At 56.4% G+C, this 4,962-nt stretch carries 4 protein-coding genes; 2 read left to right on the plus strand and 2 right to left on the minus strand.

The genetic code is table 11. The features are described 5' to 3' along the window. Window positions 1-5: 5 nt before the first annotated feature. Window positions 6-776, plus strand: a complete 771-nt coding sequence (locus tag NKH05_RS32590) for a helix-turn-helix transcriptional regulator (RefSeq protein ID WP_353027063.1) — start codon at window positions 6-8, stop codon at window positions 774-776. A 267-nt stretch (window positions 777-1,043) separates the two neighbouring features. Here the strand turns inward: NKH05_RS32590 and NKH05_RS32595 are convergent, their stop codons facing one another. Next, window positions 1,044-1,886: a 2OG-Fe(II)-dependent halogenase WelO5 family protein gene (locus NKH05_RS32595; RefSeq protein ID WP_353027059.1), complete on the minus strand. Its 843-nt coding sequence runs from the start codon at window positions 1,884-1,886 to the stop codon at window positions 1,044-1,046. Further along, window positions 1,876-3,135, minus strand: a complete 1,260-nt coding sequence (gene ectB / locus NKH05_RS32600; RefSeq protein WP_353027060.1) for a diaminobutyrate--2-oxoglutarate transaminase — start codon at window positions 3,133-3,135, stop codon at window positions 1,876-1,878. Before ectB ends, NKH05_RS32595 begins: the two co-directional genes overlap by 11 nt. Before the next feature lie 915 nt (window positions 3,136-4,050). Here ectB and NKH05_RS32605 point away from each other — a divergent pair. Beyond that, on the plus strand, window positions 4,051-4,962 hold a 912-nt coding region (locus NKH05_RS32605; RefSeq protein WP_353027061.1), incomplete at its 3' end, for an IS110 family RNA-guided transposase.

A 4,962-nucleotide genomic window follows, 5' to 3' on the forward strand; every position in this document is an offset into this window, starting at 1 on the left:
CCTCCGTGGGGCCAGCCGCCAACACTGCCCGCCCCACGGAGGCGTTTGCGGTCGAGTTCGGCCGATTTCTAGAGCAGACCGATGGCGTTGCTCAATCCGAGCAGTTGTTCGACCTGTTGTCTGCTTTTGCTCTGAATTTTGATTGCCGGTGGGTTTCCTATGACTCAATTTCACCTGGCCCAGAAGGCTTAAAGTCGGTCCGACCCGACCCAGCCGTTTTGCTAAATTTTCCTGAGGAATGGCAGGAGCGCTATTACGAAATGGGTTATGACAGGATAGACCCCATTATTAAGACGTGTCGAACGCGAGCAGACGTCTTTCGATGGAGCGAGGTATACAAGGACGTATGCACTACGCAAGACGAACGGCGCGTTTTAGACGAGGCCGCGACGTTCGGCCTAAGGTCAGGCATTAGCGTTCCATTGCATGGCCCCGGCCGAAACTTTGCGATCATGAGCTTCGCTCAAACCGAGAACGGCGAACTCCAAAATAGAGCAATCACGTACTTGCAGTTTGCCGCGCTACATTTCCATCGGAAGGTCATTAAGTTTGCTAGTTCGCGCGGTAGCGAGAGAGGGCCCGACCTTTCTCCCAGAGAAAGAGAGTGCATTCAATGGATAGCCAAGGGTAAATCCTCATGGGAAGTAGGACAGATTTTGGCAATCTCTGTTGATACGGTGAATTTCCACGTAAAGAACGTATTGCGAAAAATGGATACGTCGAACAGAACGGCAGCAGCTACAAAAGCTCTAAGTCTGGGACTTATCGAGTTTTAAGAGTCCGCATTGCCGGGATTTGTTATGGCGTTACGGCCGTCTAGTTACTACAGACAGACCGCTTCTTAGCTCAGTGTTTTAAGAGCTGTTGCGGTAATGCGCCCTCTACAGTCGGTCGAGGTCGTGTCGGAGACCGGCAGCACCTGAAACGCCAAGGGCTTCATGATAGTGTCGGTCTGGATCAGCCCGAGGGCGGCTGTGACTAAAAGGGGCCCCCCTCGCGTTGCGACCGATGTGACACCCGGTCAGTCGTTACGACGTCCAACTTCAGGTCCACCAGAGAACAAGATCCGGGCGAGCAAACCCGAAAAAGCTGTTCAGCAGCACGCGACGCTTTCCGTTACCTGATTGACCGGTGACCCCGTGAACGAAACCGCCATCAATGAGGGCGATATCCCCCGCCCTGAGCTGGAAGTCGCGACAAGGAACGCCCTCGAGATAGGCTGCCGAATAGGGATAGCCCGTAGCCTCCACACCTTGAGACTTTCGGTCGGTGACTGTCGGCTTGTGGCTCCAGAGCCGCAGATTGCCACCTTCCTCGGGCATGCTGGGATAGAAATTGAGTGCTGCGACGGTGTTGTGCGCCACCGCAGAAAGCTCGTAATCGTTCCCAGCACATAACACTTGAGCTACGTCGTCGTGGGGGTCCAAGGAGAACGTGCCGCTGCCAGACCAACTCAGAGCGCGACAAACATTAGCCTGACCGTGCTCCGAACGGGCCAGCCGCAATTCAATGCCCTGTTTGCGAAGGTCGCGCTTCAACGCGTCGAACAATGCTCTGACCGGATCAACCAGATTCTCAAAAAGGGCGTCGACGTACGGTCGCGCAATTTCCGCCTCTGCGAAATAGGTGGCTGCATCCTTCCTGTAGTGGGATGCGCCGACATATTGTCCGGGGACGCCATCCTTACGCTCCTTGAGACCGGGACTGCCACTGAAGTTCGCGGTGATCTCCTCGGCTATTTCGGTGCTGAACGCTTGCTTGATATGCAGAGCGGTGATCTCACCTCTCAGGACTGACATGATGTCCGCAGTGCTGATCGAGCCGGTTCGTTCTCTGATCGCAACTGGCGAGGTGGCTGGGGCTTGGGATGCTTGATTAGTCTCCATTGGCTTGCTCCTTTAGTGCGTGATCAAGGATGGCGATGCCCTGATCGAGTTCGTCATCGGTGATGGTTATCGGTGGGAGGACTTTGATGACGTCGCGATTTGGCCCTGAAGATTCGATCAGCAGGCCATTTTCGAATGCGACATCGTGCACACGGCCGACAACGGCCTGTGAACGGCATTTGAGACCGGCCATCAGACCACGGCCGCGCTTTTGTTCGATGCACGTGGAAAATTTCGCAACGAGCCTGTCCAGGTGTCTTTGGAGTTTGGCGGCTGTCCGCTCAACGCCTGCAGTGAACTGCGTATCGGACCACATTTTGCACATCGCCCCTGCAGTCACGAACGCGAGATTGTTGCCTCTGAAAGTCCCGCTATGTTCGCCGGGATTCCAAATATCCAAGTCGGGGCGAATCAAGACAATGGAGAACGGACTACCTGACCCGCTTAGGGACTTCGAAAGGCATACGATGTCCGGATTGATCTTTGCGAACTCGAATGAGAAGAACTCGCCCGTTCGGCCCGCACCAGCCTGAATATCGTCGACAATCAATACAACGCCGTGTTTGCGGCAAATGCGCTGGATTTCCGTTAGCCAAGCTGCTGATGCGGCGTTCATGCCGCCTTCTGCTTGAATGGTCTCCAGAATGATGGCGGCGGGCTTTTCAATGCCGCTTCCCGGGTCGCCCAACAAGGAGTCTATGTAACTCGCGGAATCGAAATCTTGGTTCGGGTATCCGTCATAAGGGACACGGATCACATCGTGGCGAGCAACGCCGCCTAGTTCCCTGGTCGACGCCGAACCCGAGACCGCCAGTGAGCCGAGCGACATACCATGGAACGCATTCGTAAAGGCCATGATGCTTGAGCGGCCGGTATACTTTCGCGCCAGCGCCAGCGCTGCTTCGTTAGCGTTTGTGCCGGTCGGCCCAGGAAATTGTATCTTGTAGGAAAGCCCCCTGGGCTTCAGGATCGAATCCACGAACGCTTCAATGAAGTCACGCTTTGCCGCTGTATACATGTCTAGGGATAGGAGAATGTTCTCGCCAACCATATATTCGATTGCTGGCGCAATAATATCTGGAGGGTTGTGTCCGTAGTTGAGTGCGCCGGACCCTACAAGGAAATCGATATAAGGTTTACCGGCCTCGTCCCAGATTGTCGCCCCAACGGCCTTCGTAAAGACTGTAGGGAACGACCGCCCGTAGCGACGAACGTTGGACTCATGAGCCGTAAAAATTTCAGTGTTCATTTCAGGGTCCCTCTGCGTGTCGCGTCGCGTTCAACGAGCAAGTGATAAAATGTGTTTGGTTTGTTGCGATTGTTTTCAGCTTCACTTGAAGGTCGGAACGGCGCAGGCGGAACTTTGGACGGTCGTGACCTCCCAAGAATGTGTTCGTAATGCCGACACGCTCCTCAAAAAGGTCCGCGCCAAAAGGGAAACCGCACTGGCGCGGCAGCTCAACTGCTGCACTGACGCACTTCGGAACCTCCACCGTAGTCACGTTGCTCTGCATGGCGATATCTCTCGTCTACGCGTTGGAACGAACTCAGTTCTAGAGTTTTCGGGGAGGCGTCGATACTACGGTATTTGGTAGTTGACGCACGTGTACTCGGCGAAACGCCCTGCCAATCATATCAAGCTCAGCGCTAGCACCGGCTCATGTGTGACAGGCGCTTCTGCCATGCAGCAGCATGCTAAAGTGTTGCAGGCGCTCCGGCAGCAACACGAACCATCGTGCCCCGGCTGGTGGTATAGCTCGGCGGTAGCGAGGCCGCTCGCGAGCGCGCTCTCGATAGCGCTGTAGATGCTATGGGCGGCGGCGAGCGTGTGGCACCCTCGGCGCTGTTGAGCAGCTACCTAAGGAGCGCCCCCATGTCACCATTCTTTGATGCAAGCAAATCCCTTACCGCCCTTGATCAGGACAGCACGTTGGTCGCAGTGATTGAGATGGGCCAGACAAAGTGGCTCATTGCTGTGACCTGCCACGGGTAATTTCCTCCATCTGAGATTAGAGTCCGGCCTCGATTGAAGGACGGACTGATGAAGAGAAAGCGGTTTACGGAAGAGATGGAGTATTCGGTTCAGCTCGCTGAACGCCTGGCCCCTTTTCGGATCATGGCGTTTGTCTGATGCTCAGAGCCGACCTGGCAAGAGGAGATCGGCATGAGCGTTTATGCAGGACTGGATACTTCACTCGACGCTGTAGCTATTTGCGTTATCGCCGAGACCGGCGAGATGCTGTGGCAGGGAAAGGTGCTCGGTGACCCGGATGCTGTGACGGCTGCACTTCAGCGATGGCGGGACGATCTCGTTCGCGTTGGCTTGGAAGCCGGTGCGACATCGGAGTGGATCGGCGGACACCTGGTCGACGAGGGCTTCCCTGTCGTGTGTCTCGAGAGTCGACATGTCAAAGCGGCTCTGGGCGCGATGACGGTGAAGACGGACCGGAATGACGCGCAGGGAATTGCACAGATTGTGCGCACAGGTTGGTTCAAGGCAGTTCATCTGAAGTCCGCTGCCGGCCAGAGGCTGCGCACGCTCACCGCCGCGCGCAAGGCTACGGTCAGGGCGGTCACTGCCAACGAGCAGGTCATCCGAGGCTTGTTGCGTCCCCTGGGGCTAAAGATTGGCGCCGTCACGCGCGTTCGTTTCGAGGCAAGGGTTCGACAGCTGGTCGGAGCGGATCGGCTGTTGCTGGGTATCTTTGAACCGCTCTTGCAGATGCACAGGTGTCTGCGCGAGAACCTGGCGGATCTGCACCGGCTCGTCCTGAGAGCGGTTCGAGTCGATCCCATCTGCCGTCGCCTCATGACCATGCCTGGCATAGGACCCGTCACCGCGCTCACCTACAGGGCAACGATCGATGATCCCAAGCGCTTCCGCCGATCCAGATCGGTCGGTGCGTATCTCGGCCTCACACCGCGAAGATACCAGTCTGGAGAAGTCGACAGGGTCGGTCGCATCACCAAAGTGGGTGACAGTGAGACGCGAACGGCCTTGTTCGAGGCGGCAAACGTCATCCTGCGCCCGACGACCCGATGGTCGAGCATGAAGGCTTGGGCAATGAAGATTGCC

This window comes from Mesorhizobium sp. M1399, from assembly GCF_040317735.1.
In the GTDB taxonomy this organism is placed as follows: Bacteria; Pseudomonadota; Alphaproteobacteria; order Rhizobiales; family Rhizobiaceae; genus Mesorhizobium.

Coding starts and splice junctions, on each gene's coding strand:
- NKH05_RS32595 (WP_353027059.1), bottom strand. CDS start 1,886: ATGGAGACTAATCAAGCATCCCAAGCCCCAGCCACCTCGCCAGTTGCG.
- ectB (WP_353027060.1), bottom strand. CDS start 3,135: ATGAACACTGAAATTTTTACGGCTCATGAGTCCAACGTTCGTCGCTAC.